Consider the following 14,470-nt stretch of genomic DNA (forward strand, 5'->3'; position numbering starts at 1 on the left):
GCGTATCGTGGCGGCATCGAACACCGAGGAGCCTTCATGTCGCACCGCGAACCGCACACCGCCACCGAGCCGCACGTCGGCACGGTCATGGGCATGCGCGGGTGCGAGAGCGCGGCGGGGTGCCGGAGCGACCGGCCGGGCCACCGACTGCACGCGATGCAGGCGCGCCTCGCGACGACGACGGCGAGCAAGTGGCTCGACGCGATCGTGGTCGTGGTCGGCGCCGACGGGGTCGTGACGGTCGCCGACGTGGCTGACGAATCGCTGCGCCGTGTCTGGCACCACGAAGCGTTCGAGGGCGCGCTCGTGACCGGCGACCCGGTCGCCGTGCACAGCATCTACGGTGTGCTGGCCAGCGGCGGGCAGCGGTACAGCGTCGCGTTCGCCTGACGGGTAGCGACGGCCGGGGTGTCGGCGGGCGCGTCTCGATACGTTCGCTCCGCTCGCGACTCGACCGACGGACTCGGCTCGCGACTCGACCGACGGACTCGGCTCGCGACTCGACCGACGCGATTCGTGCGGCACAACCTCACGCCATCGGCATCGCCTCGCTCATCGAGTCCATCATCTTGTCCATCGCCATGACAGCCTGATCGCACGCCACCGCGCACATGCGGCAGTGCTCGCTCATCTCGGCGTGCATCATGCACTCGGCCGAGCAGGCGCGGGCCATCATCATCGTCGATTGCATCATCGACATCATGACCGGCATCTCCCAGCCGTGCATGCGCAGCAACATTCGCATCATCGTGTCGCACATGTCGGCGCAGTTCGCGCAGAGGCTCGCGCAGCGGCCCATGCCCTCGCTCGCGTCGGCGTCGGCGCACATCACGCACGCCTGCATGCACGCGGAGAGGGCCTCGATACACTCCTGCATCACCGCCGGATCCATGCCGTCCATCGGCATCTCCGACGACGACATGGCGCCTTTCATCATGTCCATCGTCATGTTCATCTGCACGACCCGCCGTCCTGGGCGGTCGAGCGTCGACGGTGCCGGCGGATGACTCGGCGCCCCTGTTGCACGCCATGCTACGCCGGGCGTCGCGGGCCGAGAAGGGTCGCGTGTGACGATCTCGTGAACGGATGCGTCGCCCATCGAGAGGGCGCTTCGTGTCGCTCTCGACGCCCGATGACGACACGAAGCGCCCTCTCGATGAGCCGGCCCGACGGGGGAGGAGTCGAGCGGCGGGAGCCAGGGAAAGGCGCGGAACGAGGGCGCGAACGAGCGAGGGGCGGATGCCGCAGCATCCGCCCCTCGCTCGTCATCGTGTGCTCAGGCGTCGATGTCGACGTCTTTCGTCTCTTTCGAGACAATGAGGGCGATGAGCGTGAGCACGGCCATCACCGAGAGGTAGATGCCGACCCAGAACGGGCTGCCGCCGCCGGCCTGCCACAGGGCGACCGCGATGAACGGGGCGACCGCCGCGCCGAGGATGGACGACACGTTGTACGAGATACCGGAACCGGTGTAGCGCACGTTCGTCGGGAACAGTTCGGGCAGGAGCGCCCCCATCGGTCCGAAGGTCATGCCCATGAGCGAGAAGCCCACGACGAGCCAGGCCATGACGCCCCAGAACCCCGCGCCGAGGAGCGGAACCCACAGGAGGCCGAACACGATGATGCCGAGCGTGACCCAGATGAGCGTCTTGCGACGGCCCCACTTGTCGGCCCACGGCCCTGAGAGCAGCGTGAAGACACCGAAGAACAGCACACCGCCGATGAGCATCAGTACGAAGGTGTTGTACGAGTAGCCGAGGCCGGGCAGTGCGCCATCGTCCGGTTCGACCGCTGCGCGGCCGTAGCTCAGTGAGAACGTGGTCATCAGATAGAAGAGCACGTACGTCGCCAACATGAAGAACGTTCCGAGAATGAGCTGGCGCCAGTGGTCCTTGAAGACGGTCGCAAGGGGGAGCTTCTTGAGCTTGCCTGCCTTCGAGGCCTTCGAGAACGCCGTGGACTCGACGAGCCGCAGCCGCACCCAGAGGCCGACGATGACCATCACGACCGAGAACAGGAACGGGATGCGCCAACCCCAGTCGAGGAAGGCCTGCGAGGGCATCGTCGGGTCATCCGACGGCAGCACCGCCGCGATGACGAGGAACAGGCCGTTCGCGATGATGAAGCCGATCGGCGCGCCGAGCTGCGGGAAGGTGCCGTACCAGGCGCGCTTGCCCTTCGGTGCGTTCTCGGTCGCCACGAGCGCGGCGCCCGACCATTCGCCGCCGAGCGCGAAGCCCTGGGCGATTCGGAGGATCACGAGCAGGAGCGGCGCGAGCCAGCCCACCATCGCGTACGTCGGCAGCAGGCCGATGAGGAAGGTCGCGACGCCCATGGTGAGGAGCGCGCCGACGAGGGTCGCCTTACGGCCGTGCTTGTCGCCGAGGTGGCCGAAGATGACCGCACCGAGCGGGCGGGCGACCATCGCGGCGCCGAAGACGGCGAACGACGCGAGTAGCGCCGTCGTGGCATCGCCGGTCGGGAAGAAGAGGTGCGGAAAGACGAGCACCGCGGCTGTCGCGTAGACGTAGAAGTCGTAGAACTCGATCGTCGTGCCGATGAGGCTCGCGAGCACGACTCGACTGCGCGGATTCGCGGGGGTTGCAGTGGTTTCAGGTGTTGCGGGTGCGGCAGTGGCCGCGGCGGATGTAGGCATCGCTGGCGAGGACTCCAAGGAGGTGGGCGTAGCGCCGGTCTCCGGGCGTGTCGGTCTGGCATCGGGCGGAGTCGGTGAGTGGAACCGTCGCTTGTGGCAACCGCACTAGCCTACGCCTCGTTCGTTGAGGATCCCCCAGCATGCCCCCGGTGCGCCGAGGGGCGAACGGCGAGCGGCGAGCGGCGAGCGGCGAGCGGCGCTGACATGCTGAAGCGATTGGATCGAACGACGGATGCCGCGGCATCCCCTGCTCGTTAGGCTGGCCGCATGGATACCCTGATCAACATTCTGCACGTCGCCGGCGCCGTCTTCATCGTCGGCCCGATGGCGATCCTTCCCATGACCGCGATGCGGGCGGTGCGCGCCGGCAACGGGGCGCAGGTCGCGGTGCTCGCGAAGTCCACGACGATCTTCTCGTGGCTCTCGCTCCTCGTCTTCGTGTTCGGGTTCGGTGCGATGAGCATGGCACCCGAGGAGTTCGGCCTCTCGATCACGACGCCCTGGATCCTCTGGTCGATCATTCTCTACGTCATCGCGTTCGCCCTGACGCTCTTCGTCGTCGTGCCGTCGATGAAGAAGGCCGCCGAGGCGCTCGGAGCGAGCGCGGCCGGCGAAGGTGCCGCGCCGAAGGCCGGCTACCCCGCGATCGCCGCGGGCAGCGGCATCGCGTCGCTGCTGCTCCTCGCGGTCGTCGTGCTCATGGTCTGGAAGCCGTAGCGCGCACTTCTGCAGGTTGAGCCTGTCGAAACCCCTGTATGGCGTGGTTTCGACAGGCTCAACCGGCAGAGTCGCCGAGGGAGCGCAGCGCGCGCACCGTCGCGATGGCGGCCTCGGCCGCCTCGCGCCCCTTGTCCTCCTTCGAGTGCGGCAGGCCTGCTCGGTCGAGCCCCTGCCGCTCGTCGTCGAGGGTCAGCAGGCCGAACCCGACGGGCTTGCCGGTGTCGAGGGCGACCCGGGTCAGCCCGTCGGTCGCCGCAGCCGAGACGTACTCGAAGTGCGGCGTGCCGCCGCGGATGATCACTCCGAGGGCGACGACCGCGTCGGCGCCTGCTTCGAGCGCCGCCTTCGCGACGACGGGCAGCTCGAAGCTGCCGGGCACGCGAACGAGCGAGAATTCCGCTCCGGATGCCTCGAGAGTGCGGGTCGCCCCGGCGATCAGGCCGTTCGTGATCTCGTCGTGCCAGCTGCCGGCGACGATGACGAGGGTGAGGCCACGGCCATCGACATTCGCCAAGGCATCGGTGCCAGTGGGGGATCCTGCTCCGCTCATGACGGGTGTCCTTCCAGGAGGGTCTCAGCTGCGCTGTCCGCCAGCTGTTGGTCATCGATCGTGTGCCCCATGCGGTGGCGCTTCGTGTCGAGGTATCCGGTGTTGCCGACGCCGACGCCGACGACGAGCGGGAGTCGCTCGGTCACGGTGATGCCGTGCGCCTCGAGCTGTCGCACCTTCTCGGGGTTGTTGGTGAGCAGGCGCACCCGGCTGAGTCCGAGGTCGGTGAGGATCGCGGTCGCGGCACTGTAGTCGCGCGAGTCGATCGGCAGGCCGAGGGCGAGGTTGGCGTCGAGCGTGTCGAGTCCGTCCTCCTGCAGCCGATAGGCGCGCAGCTTGTTGATGAGGCCGATACCGCGCCCTTCGTGACCGCGCAGGTAGATGACCACGCCGCCGTCCTGTTGGATCGTCTCGAGCGCCGCGTCCAGTTGCGGCCCGCACTCGCATTTGAGCGAACCGAACGCCTCGCCCGTGAGGCACTCCGAGTGCACCCGAACGATGGCACCGCCCGGCACGGTTGCCGGGTCGCCTGCGATGATCGCCACGTGGTCTGCGCCGGTGGCGCGGTCGCGATAGGCGCGAACGCGGAACTCCCCATGCTCCGTCGGCAGGGCGGTCTCGACCTCGAAGTCGACCGAGGAGGATTCGGGCACGGATACCGGGGGCGGCGTCGCCGCGAGGTCGTAGCCGGGGTGGTGCTGCTCGAGCCAGCCGACGAGCGCCGCGACGGTGGTCACCGGCAATCCTTCACGCTCGCCGAGGTCGATGAGCCCCGGGAGGCGCATCATCTCGCCGTCATCGGCGACGACCTCGCCGATGACCCCGACGGGGGAGAGGCCGGCGAGACGCATGAGGTCGACGGCCGCCTCGGTGTGACCGGCGCGCTCGCGCACACCGCCGTCGACCGCGCGCAGCGGGATGACATGCCCCGGCCGGATCAGCCGGTCGGGCGTGGCTGCGGGGTCGGCGAGCACGCGCAGCGTGTGCGCCCGGTCGGAGGCGGAGATACCGGTCGAGGAGCGGTCGGCGGCGTCGACGGTGATCGTGTATGCGGTCGCACGCGCGTCTTCGCTGCGCTCGGTCATGAGCGGCAGCGCGAGCCGGTCGGCGAGTTCGTTGGGCATCGGCGCGCAGAGGTAGCCGCTCGTGTGGCGCACCATCCAGGCGATCCACTCCTGCGTCGCGAACTCGGCCGCCATGATCGCGTCACCCTCGTTCTCACGCGCTTCGTCATCGGCGACGATCACGGGCTTGCCGGCGCGAAGCGCGTCGAGTACCTCGGGAATCGTGGAGAGGCTCATGCGGCACCCCCGACCGTGTTCGCACGCCCGGTCCCGTGCCTGTTCCCTGAGCTTGTCGAAGGGTTCCGGGCCGCGCCCGCTTCGACAGGCTCAGTGAGCGAGTCCCTGTTCCCTGAGCTTTTCCTGTTCCCTGAGCTTTTCCTGTTCCCTGAGCTTGTCGAAGGGTTCCGGGCCGCGCCCGCTTCGACAGGCTCAGTGAGCGAGTTCCGATCGAACCGCAGCATCCGCTCGACCTGCCTGGCGAGGATGTCGGTCTCGATGTTGACCCGATCGCCGACCTCGCGTGCACCGAGCGTCGTCGCCGTGAGCGTCTCGGGGATGAGCGACACCTCGAACCACGACCCGTCGGGCTCGTCGCCGACGGCGCTCACGGTGAGCGAGACGCCGTCGATCGCGATCGATCCCTTGTCGACAACGAGCGGCGCGTGCGCGAGATCGAGCGAGAAGCGGATCACCCGCCACGCCTCGCCCGGTCGCACCTCGAGTAACTCGGCGGTGCCGTCGATGTGGCCCTGCACGATGTGGCCGCCGATGCGATCGCCGACGCGGGCTGCGCGCTCGAGGTTCACCGTGAGCCCCTCGACGGCGTCGGCGAGCGTCGACATCGCGAGCGTCTGAGCCATCACATCGGCCGTGAAGCTCTCGGCGTCGAAGTCGACCACCGTGAGGCACACGCCCGACACGGCAATCGAGTCGCCGTGCTTGGCGCCTTCGACGGCGAGCGGGCCGCGCACCGTGAGTCGTGCGGCATCGGCCGTGCGCTCGACGCGCGTGACGGTGCCGAGTTCCTCGATGATTCCGGTGAACATGTCAGTTCCCTTCCGTGGGCTTGGGGTGGGCGACGAGCAGGAGGTCGTCGCCAAGCCGTTCGATGACGGCGAAGTCGAAGCGGAGCGCGGCGTCGATCGACGCGACCCCGAGCTCGCCGAGGGCGAGGCGCGGCCCGCCGATGAGTGCGGGTGCGAGGTAGACGAGCAGTTCGTCGACGAGTCCGGCGGCGATGAATGCGCTCGCGAGCGTCGGGCCGCCTTCGATGAAGAGCGAGCGGATGCCGCGGCGCGCGAGCTCCGCGAGATCGGCGTGCAGGTCGGTGCCTTCGAAGAACAGGGGCGCCTGAGGGTGGCGGGTGATTGCGGCATCCGACGGCACTTCGCGCCGGCCGAAGACGACGGGCACCGGCTGCGACTCGAAGAACCGACCACTGGGACCCCGCGCAGTGAGCGAGGGGTCGTCGGCGAGGACGGTGCCCGTGCCGACCGCGATCGCGTCGGCGGCCGAGCGCCGCCGGTGCACGTCGGCTCGCGCCTCGGGACCCGTGATCCACTGGCTGGTGCCGTCGGCGGCGGCGGCGCGGCCGTCGAGGCTCGACGCCCACTTCACGGTGATGTGCGGGCGGTGGTGACGGGCGGCGAAGAGCCAGTCGTCGAGCATTGCCTCGACCTCGTCGGCGAGCACGCCCGAGCTGACCTCGACCCCGGCCGATCGCAGACGTTCGGCGCCGCCGGAGGAGTGATCGCCCGGGTCCGCGACGGCGTAGACGACACGGCCGATGCCCGCATGGATGAGCGCCACGGCGCACGGGCCCGTGTGTCCCGTGTGGTTGCAGGGCTCGAGGGTGACGACGGCCGTCGCTCCCCGGGCGGCGTCGGGTGCGAGCTTCGACAGGGCGTCGACTTCGGCGTGCGCCGTGCCGACTCCGCGATGCCATCCTTCGGAGATGACGTCCCCGCCAGGTGAGAGGATGACGCAGCCCACACGCGGGTTCACCCCGCGAGCCGGGCCGAAGGTGGCGAGTTCGAGCGCGCGGCGCATCGCCGCAACATCCGCTGCCGTAGGTTCGCCCGCACTCATCCGTGATCCTGTCTCAAGGCTCCGGGGGTGCTCAGCGCTATCGACGCTGTCGACAACTTCTGATGTCGACGGCGCACAGCGCTGCCGACACGTGCGCCTCCCATCCGGACTTTCACCGTCGGTACCGGAATTCCACCGGTTCGACCACGGGTGCGGGGCCTCTCGACCTCGCGCTCGCAGTTCGCGGACTGTTACCGCCGGTTCGGACTTACACCGACCCCGGAGCACGTTTCTCTCTTCGATCCTAGATCAACGCCTGCGGCGCCCGGCTATTCCCCGTCACTCGGGGTCTCGACGAGCGCACGCGCGGTGCCCTCATCGACGATGAGGTCGGTGATGAGCCCCGCGGCGAGTGCGCCGCGCAGGCTCGCGAGCTTCGCGCGGCCCGAGACGACGCAGATGCGACGGGGCGCCCGCCGCAGCACCGCGAAGTCGGGCCCGGTCGCACGTTCGTTCAGAGCGATGCCGTCGGTCGAGCCGTCGGCCCGGTAGAAGACGGTCGCGACATCACCGACCGCACCGTCGCGGGAGAGCGACTGGTAATCGGCGCGCTCGAGGTAACCGCCCTGGTAGACGTGGCTCGGCACCTCGGCGAACGGGGACCCGACACCGAAGAGCGCGACGTCCATGCGTTCCTGCAGCTCGAGGAGGCGGCGTGTGCTGCGCTCACGCCAGAATGCGCGGCGGGTCTCGGGGTCGTCGAAGAACGCGGGCACCGGGAACTGCTGCACGCGTGCACCGAACGCGTCGCCGAAGCGGCGCAGCAGCTCGCTCGCGTAGACGATGCCGGTCGTGCGGCCGTTGCCGGCGCCGTTGAGCTGCACGACCTCGGAGTTGTGCGTGGCCTTCGGCACGAGGTGGCGGCTCATGGCGCTCATCGTCGAGCCCCACGCGATGCCGATGGTCTGGTTCGAGTCGAGGAACCGGCCGAGAATTCGTGCAGCCGAGAGCGCGACGCGGTCGAGCCGATCGACGTCGCTCGCATGGTCGGGCACGGGGATCACATGCGCGCCGACCTCGAATCGCTCGAGGATCTCCTGCTCGATGTGGCTCGGCAGATCGAGCGGTGAGTGGATGGAGATCTCGACGAGACCGCTCGCCCTGGCATGGCTCAGTAGGCGCGACACCGAGGATCGCGAGGTGTGCAGCTCGTGCGCGATGGCATCCATCGTGAGGTCCTGCATGTAGTAGAGATGCGCCGCTCGAAGTGCGTCGCGGGTCTTGCCCGGCACCGATTCGGCGCCGTCGGCCAGTGGGCCGGAGTGTTGCTGGATCATCATCTCCATCCTTGCACGTTTGTTCACCCGGCTTGCAAGTTCGTTCTGCCGTGTTCACGATGTATTCATCCACACCAGGCATGCTCGTGCAAGCCGCCGTTCCACACCCGAGGAGGACAACTTGTCTCCGCAGCAGACGACCCCGACCCAGCCCCGCCCGTACTCGAGCGGCGAGCGAGCGGATGTCGCGGCCATCCGCACCCGGCCGCGGGCCTCCGTGCTCGTGATCGGCGCCGGCATCAACGGCATCGCGACGTTCCGCGACCTCGCCCTGCAGGGGGTCGACGTCGTGCTCGTCGAACGGGGCGACTTCGTCTCGGGGGCATCCGCCGCGTCGTCGCACATGATCCACGGAGGCATCCGCTACCTCGAGAACGGCGAGTTCCGGCTCGTGCAGGAGTCGGTGACCGAGCGCAACGCGCTCATTCGCATCGCGCCGCACTACGTGAAGCCGCTCGAGACGACCGTGCCCATTTTCTCGACCTTCTCGGGAATCCTCTCGGCGCCGCTGCGTTTCCTCACGCATAAGGCCGGCAAGCCCACCGAGCGCGGCGCCGCGCTCATCAAGACGGGGCTCGTGATCTACGACTCCTTCTCGCGGGGCGGCGGCCAGGTGCCACGGCACCGCTTCCACGGGCGCAAGCGCTCGCTCGCCGAGCTGCCCGCCCTGAACCCCGACCTCAAGTACACCGCGACCTACTACGACGCGAGCATGCACGACCCAGAGCGGCTCGCGCTCGACGTGCTCTTCGACGGCGTCGCGGCAGGCGGGCACGCCCGCGCCGCGAACTACCTCGAAGCAGTCGGTATGGGCGAGCGGGGCGTGCGCCTCCGCGACACGCTCACCGGCGCGGAGTTCGACGTCGCCGCCGACGTCGTCGTGAACACCTCGGGCCCCTGGACCGACCTCACCAATGAGGAGCTCGGCCGCCCGACCGCCTTCATGGGCGGCACCAAGGGCTCGCACATCGTGCTCGACAACGACGAGCTGCTCGCGGCGACCGGCGGCCGGGAGATCTTCTTCGAGCACGAAGACGGTCGCATCGTGCTGATCTACCCCCTGAAGGGCAAAGTCATGGTCGGCACGACCGACCTCGAGCACGACATGCGCGAGCCTGCGGTGTGCACCGAAGCCGAGGTCGACTACTTCTTCGAGCTCATCGCGCACGTTTTCCCAGCGGTGCACGTCGACCGTTCGCAGATCGTCTTCCGCTTCTCGGGCGTGCGCCCGCTGCCGCGCCACGACGACGAGGCACCGGGCTTCGTCTCCCGCGACTACCGCATCGAGCGAGCGGATGTCCCGGAGCGCCCCGGCACGATTCTGCTGAGCCTCGTCGGCGGAAAGTGGACGACCTTCCGCGCCCTCGCCGAACACCTCTCGAACGAGGTGCTTGAGCTGCTCGGCCATGAACGCACTCGTTCGACGGCCGGCCTCGCGATCGGCGGCGGCGCCGGGTATCCGACGACCGACGACGCCCGTCGCGTCTGGACGGTCACCCACGGCGACGAGGTCGGGCGACTCCGCGCCGAGGAGCTGCTCGAGCGTTACGGCACCCGCGCCGAGGCGTTCATCGAGTCGATCGAGGGCGAGCACGACGAACCCCTCGCCCACCATGCGGGCTACAGCCGGCGCGAGATCGCCTGGCTCGCCGGCACCGAGCGGGTCGTGCACCTCGCCGACGTCGTGCTGCGCCGCACGAGCATCGCCTTCACCGGCGCGCTGACGGCACCGCTGCTCGAGGAACTCGCCGAGATCGTCGGCAGTGAGATCGGCTGGGACTTCGAGCGACGCGCCGTCGAGACGGCCGGCACACAGGAGCTGCTCGCCGAGCACCACGGGGTCGAGCTCGAGCAACTCGTGGGTTGAGGAGGCCGGCTGCGGCCGTCTCGAAACCCTTCGTTCGGGTGAGCCGGTTTCGAGACGGCGCTGGCGCGCCTCCTCAACCCGCAATCGGACGCATTCTGCACGGATGTGCACCGGAATCGGCACGTCCCGGGCCGAATCGCCCGATAGCTTCGACGGAGCCTCCCGGTCGCCGGTCGCCCTGACGGCCAGCACCACACCCCAAGAAAGCAGGTCAATGTGGACAATCTCGGTCTCGTCTTCCTCTCCGAACTCGTCGGTACGGCGCTGCTCGTGCTCCTCGGCTGCGGTGTCGTCGCGAACGTCATCCTCGCCAAGACGAAGGGCTTCGGCGGCGGCACGCTCATGATCAACATCGGCTGGGGCCTCGCGGTCTACGCCGGCGTCATCGCGGCGTACGCCTCGGGCGCTCACCTGAACCCGGCCGTCACGGTCGGACTCGTCGCCAACGGCGCGACCGAGTTCGGCAACGCGGGAGCCGGCATCGAAGTGCCGGTCGGCGTCGTCTCGGTGCTCACCTACATCGGCGCGCAGATGATCGGCGCCATCCTCGGTGCCGTGTTCGTCTGGCTCGCCTACAAGCAGCACTTCGACGCCGAGCCCGAGGCGGGCAACAAGCTCGGCGTGTTCTCGACCGGCCCGGCGATCCGTTCGTATGGCTGGAACCTCGTGACCGAATTCATCGGCACCTTCGTGCTGGTCTTCGCCGTGGTCGGCTTCGGCGGCGGACGCCAGGGTGACGGCGGCCTCGCGGCCCTCGGCGCACTGCCGGTCGCGCTCATCGTGATCGCCATCGGCGCCTCGCTCGGCGGCCCGACCGGCTACGCCATCAACCCGGCCCGTGACCTCGGCCCCCGCATCGCCCACGCACTGCTGCCGATCAAGGGCAAGGGCGGCAGCGACTGGTCGTACTCGTGGGTGCCCGTCGTCGGTCCGCTGCTCGGCGGCCTCGCAGCTGGTTGGGCCGCGATCCCGCTGCTGCCGCTCATCGGCTGAGCGCGCGGCATCCGCTCTTCATCTCATCGTTCACTGACAGCAACGGAGTTCTCAGATGGCTGACTACATTCTCGCAATCGACCAGGGCACGACCTCGTCGCGCGCGATCATCTTCGACAAGGCCGGATCGATCGTCTCGACCGGGCAGCTCGAGCACGAGCAGATCTTCCCGAAGGCGGGCTGGGTCGAGCACGACCCTGCCGAGATCTGGCGCAATACGGGCGAGGTGATCGGCAAGGCCCTCGGCAAGGCGAACCTCACCCGGCACGATATCGCGGCGGTGGGCATCACGAACCAGCGCGAGACCGCGGTGGTGTGGGACAAGAACACCGGCGAGCCGGTCTACAACGCGATCGTGTGGCAGGACACCCGCACGCAGCCGATCGTCGACCGGCTCGCGGCCGACGGCGGCGTCGAGCGCTTCAAGGCGAAGGTCGGCCTGCCGCTGGCGACGTACTTCTCGGGCACGAAGATCGTGTGGATCCTCGAGAACGTGCCGGGCGCGCGCGAGAAGGCCGAGGCAGGCGACCTGCTTTTCGGTACGACCGACTCGTGGGTGCTCTGGAACCTGACCGGCGGCGTCAAGGGCGGTGTGCACGCGACGGATGTCACGAACGCCTCGCGCACGATGTTCATGGACCTCGAGACCCTCGCGTGGGACGACGAGATCCTCGCGGCCTTCGGCGTGCCGCGCTCGATGCTGCCCGAGATCAGGAGCTCGTCCGAGGTGTACGGCATCGCGAACGAGCACTCGCTGCTGCGCGAGACGCCCATCGCCGGCATCTTGGGCGACCAGCAGGCGGCGACGTTCGGCCAGGCCGCGTTCGAGACCGGTGAGGCGAAGAACACGTACGGCACCGGCAACTTCCTGATCTTCAACACGGGCGAAGAGATCGTCCACTCCAAGAACGGGCTGCTCACGACCGTCGGCTACAAGCTCGGCGACCAGCCGGTGCACTACGCGCTCGAGGGCTCGATCGCGGTCACGGGCTCACTCATCCAGTGGCTCCGTGACAATCTCGGTTTGATCTCCTCGGCCGCCGAGGTCGAGGAGCTCGCGAAGTCTGTCGACGACAACGGCGGCGCGTACTTCGTGCCGGCGTTCTCGGGCCTGTTCGCACCGTACTGGCGACCTGACGCCCGCGGCGCACTCGTCGGCCTGACCCGCTTCGTGAACAAGGGCCACATCGCCCGTGCTGCACTCGAGGCGATCGCGTTCCAGACGCGAGACGTCATCGAGGCCGTGAATGCCGATGCCGGCGTCGACCTCACCGAGCTCCGGGTCGACGGAGGGGCCACCGTCAACGACACGCTGCTCCAGTTCCAGGCCGACATCCTCGGCGTGCCGGTCGTGCGACCCGTCGTGGCCGAGACGACGGCGCTCGGCGCCGCCTACGCGGCCGGCCTCGCGGTCGGCTTCTGGTCGAACCTCGACGAGCTGCGCGCCAACTGGCAGGAAGACAAGCGCTGGACCCCGTCGATGGACGAGGCCGAGCGTGCCCGCCTCGACCGCAACTGGAAGAAGGCCGTCTCGAAGACCCTCGACTGGGTCGACGCCGACGTCGTCTGACGCGCGCTGAGCCTGTCGAAGAGGTGCCGCATCGGTTCCCTTCGACAGGCTCAGGAGCGGGGAGTCTCGTGATGAGGCCGCCTCCGGATCTCGGGCGGAGCTCGAGCGGGCCGACCGAAGCGCTCCGAGCGGTCTGACCGGTTGAACTGACGACCGGAGGATGTCAATCGGGTGATGACGCGATACAGCGTCGTACGGCGGGCTGCAGGCTACGGTGGGAGGACGGGTCGGGCGCATGGGGGTGTGCCCGACCCATTCCCGTGTTCGGGGAGCGATGGCACCGTTCGTTCAGGGGTCGATGGCACCCGTTCGCAGAGCGGCATCGCCGCTCGCGCGAAACGGGCCTGCGTGCGCCTCAGCCGAGCAGGCGCGGAGCAAGCAGGGCCGGCAGTTCGGCGAGCGAGGCGATCTCGAGCACCGCGGATGCCGCGGCATCCGTCGTCGGAATCGCGCCTGCCGCCTCGAGGCCGTGCCGATTCAGCCACACGCCGATGAGCCCCGCTTCGCTCGCGCCCACGGCATCAGTGACGAGCCGGTCGCCGACGTATGCCGCGCGACCGACGGGTGCCTCGGCAGCGAAGCGCTCGAGCGCGATGCGGAAGATCTCGGCATCGGGCTTCGTCACGCCGACGTCGCCTGACGCGATGACGTGCTCGAATCGGTTGCGGATGCCGAGTCGTTCGAGCTTGGCGAGCTGGAAGTCGAGCTCGCCGTTCGTGATCACGCCGAATCGCACCCGGGGAACAACCGCGGCGATCGCATCGAGTGCCGGAAGTGCGTCGTCGTGCAGCGCCCAGGACTCGCGATAACGCTCGAAGTACCGGTCGAACCAGGCGCCCGCCGCGAGCTCGTCGAGTTCGTCGCCGTGCGCGATCGCGAAGTCGCGGGCTCGAGCGCGACGTTGTCCCTCGAACGTCAGCCGGCCCGCGAGGTAGGAGTGGTAGTGCTGCTCTTCGAGCTCATGCCAGAAGGTCGAAGCCGCGGCCAGGTCGCCGTCGTATGCCCGCTCCCGCATGTGCAGTGCGATGCCGGTGCTGACCGCCTCGCGGTGAGCCATGAGGGTGTCATCGAGGTCGAAAAGCACGAGCGGCGCAGCGCGCGATTCGAACGCGTCGGTCACGTCATGCTCCCCAAGAGCGGTTCCCAGCTCGTGAAAGCGGCGGGGTCGTCGCCGGCTCGGCGCTCGGCATGCCACGCCGGCAGAGTTCGGCCGTCGCGCCCGGGCACGGTGGCGATTCTCGGGGTCGTGCGCCGGAAACCAGCGGCGCGGGCGACATGCGCCGACGCCAGGTTTCCCTCATTCGCGCGCCAGAGCACCGATTCTGCACCGGGCACTGCACCCGCGAGTGCCCACTCGCAGACCGCAGTCACAGCTTCGGCCATGAGTCCCGAGCCGCGGTGCTCGGCGCCGAGCCAGAAGCCGATCTCGTTGCCGCGACGCAGCCCGACGACCCCGAGGAGAGGCTCGGAGACGCCACGCCGAAGTGCCCACGTCAGCTCATCGCCCGAAGCCCATGCCTCAGGAATGTACTCCACGAGAAATGCTCTGGCGTGCTCGGTCGTGTACGGCCACGGGGTCGTGAGATACCGGAGGAACAACGGATCGGCGCAGTACTTCGTCACGAGTTCGATGTCGCCCTCGACCGGGAGGTCGAGCACGAGTCGTTCGGTACTGAGCACGACGG

Annotated in this window: 13 protein-coding genes, 1 pseudogene and 1 riboswitch; of the genes and pseudogenes, 5 read left to right on the forward strand and 9 right to left on the reverse strand. The window is 68.8% G+C overall.

Going from position 1 to position 14,470, the window contains the following annotated elements; all coding sequences use genetic code 11:
* Positions 1-36: 36 nt before the first annotated feature.
* Positions 37-390, forward strand: coding sequence for a hypothetical protein (locus AC1C2U_RS13810; protein ID WP_495362335.1), 354 nt, complete (start codon positions 37-39; stop codon positions 388-390).
* Between the two features lie 139 nt (positions 391-529).
* On the opposite strand, the gene AC1C2U_RS13815 is transcribed toward AC1C2U_RS13810, so the two are convergent.
* Together AC1C2U_RS13815 and AC1C2U_RS13820 are read right to left on the reverse strand one after the other, a co-directional pair.
* Positions 530-1,099 (reverse strand): four-helix bundle copper-binding protein, encoded by a 570-nt coding sequence (locus AC1C2U_RS13815; protein ID WP_495362336.1) that lies wholly within the window; start codon positions 1,097-1,099, stop codon positions 530-532.
* A gap of 177 nt (positions 1,100-1,276) precedes the next feature.
* Positions 1,277-2,656, reverse strand: coding sequence for an MFS transporter (locus tag AC1C2U_RS13820; protein WP_495362337.1), 1,380 nt, complete (start codon positions 2,654-2,656; stop codon positions 1,277-1,279).
* Between the two features lie 267 nt (positions 2,657-2,923).
* Here AC1C2U_RS13820 and AC1C2U_RS13825 point away from each other — a divergent pair, with 267 nt between their 5' ends.
* On the forward strand, positions 2,924-3,373 hold the full coding sequence (locus AC1C2U_RS13825) for a DUF2269 family protein (protein WP_495362338.1): 450 nt from the start codon (positions 2,924-2,926) through the stop codon (positions 3,371-3,373).
* A gap of 58 nt (positions 3,374-3,431) precedes the next feature.
* Here the strand turns inward: AC1C2U_RS13825 and ribH are convergent, their stop codons facing one another.
* The 5 genes and pseudogenes from ribH to AC1C2U_RS13850 all read right to left on the reverse strand — a co-directional run bounded on the left by ribH (position 3,432) and on the right by AC1C2U_RS13850 (position 8,355).
* The gene (gene ribH / locus AC1C2U_RS13830; RefSeq protein WP_495362339.1) at positions 3,432-3,926 is read right to left on the reverse strand and encodes a 6,7-dimethyl-8-ribityllumazine synthase; all 495 of its coding nucleotides are present in this window, start codon (positions 3,924-3,926) and stop codon (positions 3,432-3,434) included.
* Positions 3,923-5,227, reverse strand: coding sequence for a GTP cyclohydrolase II (ribA, locus tag AC1C2U_RS13835; RefSeq protein ID WP_495362340.1), 1,305 nt, complete (start codon positions 5,225-5,227; stop codon positions 3,923-3,925). The genes ribH and ribA overlap by 4 nt, the downstream gene beginning before the upstream one ends.
* A gap of 209 nt (positions 5,228-5,436) precedes the next feature.
* Positions 5,437-6,036, reverse strand: a pseudogene (locus tag AC1C2U_RS13840) (riboflavin synthase); the annotation flags it as partial.
* 1 nt (position 6,037) lies between these two features.
* Positions 6,038-7,078 (reverse strand): bifunctional diaminohydroxyphosphoribosylaminopyrimidine deaminase/5-amino-6-(5-phosphoribosylamino)uracil reductase RibD, encoded by a 1,041-nt coding sequence (ribD, locus tag AC1C2U_RS13845; RefSeq protein WP_495362341.1) that lies wholly within the window; start codon positions 7,076-7,078, stop codon positions 6,038-6,040.
* Between the two features lie 88 nt (positions 7,079-7,166).
* Positions 7,167-7,309: riboswitch (FMN riboswitch) on the reverse strand.
* Positions 7,310-7,347: 38 nt separating this feature from the next.
* Complete coding sequence (locus AC1C2U_RS13850; RefSeq protein WP_495362342.1) at positions 7,348-8,355, reverse strand: sugar-binding transcriptional regulator; 1,008 nt, start codon at positions 8,353-8,355, stop codon at positions 7,348-7,350.
* A gap of 121 nt (positions 8,356-8,476) precedes the next feature.
* Between AC1C2U_RS13850 and AC1C2U_RS13855 the strand changes: the two genes are divergently transcribed.
* The 3 genes from AC1C2U_RS13855 to glpK all read left to right on the forward strand — a co-directional run bounded on the left by AC1C2U_RS13855 (position 8,477) and on the right by glpK (position 12,785).
* Complete coding sequence (locus tag AC1C2U_RS13855) at positions 8,477-10,222, forward strand: glycerol-3-phosphate dehydrogenase/oxidase (RefSeq protein ID WP_495362343.1); 1,746 nt, start codon at positions 8,477-8,479, stop codon at positions 10,220-10,222.
* A gap of 216 nt (positions 10,223-10,438) precedes the next feature.
* Positions 10,439-11,215, forward strand: coding sequence for an MIP/aquaporin family protein (locus AC1C2U_RS13860; protein WP_495362344.1), 777 nt, complete (start codon positions 10,439-10,441; stop codon positions 11,213-11,215).
* Positions 11,216-11,270: 55 nt separating this feature from the next.
* The gene (gene glpK / locus AC1C2U_RS13865) at positions 11,271-12,785 is read left to right on the forward strand and encodes a glycerol kinase GlpK (protein ID WP_495362345.1); all 1,515 of its coding nucleotides are present in this window, start codon (positions 11,271-11,273) and stop codon (positions 12,783-12,785) included.
* Between the two features lie 355 nt (positions 12,786-13,140).
* On the opposite strand, the gene AC1C2U_RS13870 is transcribed toward glpK, so the two are convergent.
* Together AC1C2U_RS13870 and AC1C2U_RS13875 are read right to left on the reverse strand one after the other, a co-directional pair.
* Positions 13,141-13,905 carry an HAD family hydrolase gene (locus AC1C2U_RS13870; RefSeq protein ID WP_495362346.1) on the reverse strand — a complete coding sequence of 255 codons (765 nt, stop codon included), beginning with the start codon at positions 13,903-13,905 and terminating at the stop codon, positions 13,141-13,143.
* On the reverse strand, positions 13,902-14,465 hold the full coding sequence (locus tag AC1C2U_RS13875) for a GNAT family N-acetyltransferase (protein WP_495362347.1): 564 nt from the start codon (positions 14,463-14,465) through the stop codon (positions 13,902-13,904). Before AC1C2U_RS13875 ends, AC1C2U_RS13870 begins: the two co-directional genes overlap by 4 nt.
* Positions 14,466-14,470: the final 5 nt, after the last annotated feature.

The sequence above is a fragment of the Agromyces sp. Y575 genome (genome assembly GCF_059445445.1).

Bases quoted from the DNA above. Each gene is read 5' to 3' on its own strand.
- ribH (WP_495362339.1), bottom strand. From the start codon at position 3,926: ATGAGCGGAGCAGGATCCCCCACTGGCACCGATGCCTTGGCGAATGTC.
- ribD (WP_495362341.1), bottom strand. From the start codon at position 7,078: ATGAGTGCGGGCGAACCTACGGCAGCGGATGTTGCGGCGATGCGCCGC.
- AC1C2U_RS13825 (WP_495362338.1), top strand. From the start codon at position 2,924: ATGGATACCCTGATCAACATTCTGCACGTCGCCGGCGCCGTCTTCATC.
- AC1C2U_RS13815 (WP_495362336.1), bottom strand. From the start codon at position 1,099: ATGGGCGACGCATCCGTTCACGAGATCGTCACACGCGACCCTTCTCGG.
- AC1C2U_RS13850 (WP_495362342.1), bottom strand. From the start codon at position 8,355: ATGATCCAGCAACACTCCGGCCCACTGGCCGACGGCGCCGAATCGGTG.
- glpK (WP_495362345.1), top strand. From the start codon at position 11,271: ATGGCTGACTACATTCTCGCAATCGACCAGGGCACGACCTCGTCGCGC.
- ribA (WP_495362340.1), bottom strand. From the start codon at position 5,227: ATGAGCCTCTCCACGATTCCCGAGGTACTCGACGCGCTTCGCGCCGGC.
- AC1C2U_RS13810 (WP_495362335.1), top strand. From the start codon at position 37: ATGTCGCACCGCGAACCGCACACCGCCACCGAGCCGCACGTCGGCACG.
- AC1C2U_RS13820 (WP_495362337.1), bottom strand. From the start codon at position 2,656: ATGCCTACATCCGCCGCGGCCACTGCCGCACCCGCAACACCTGAAACC.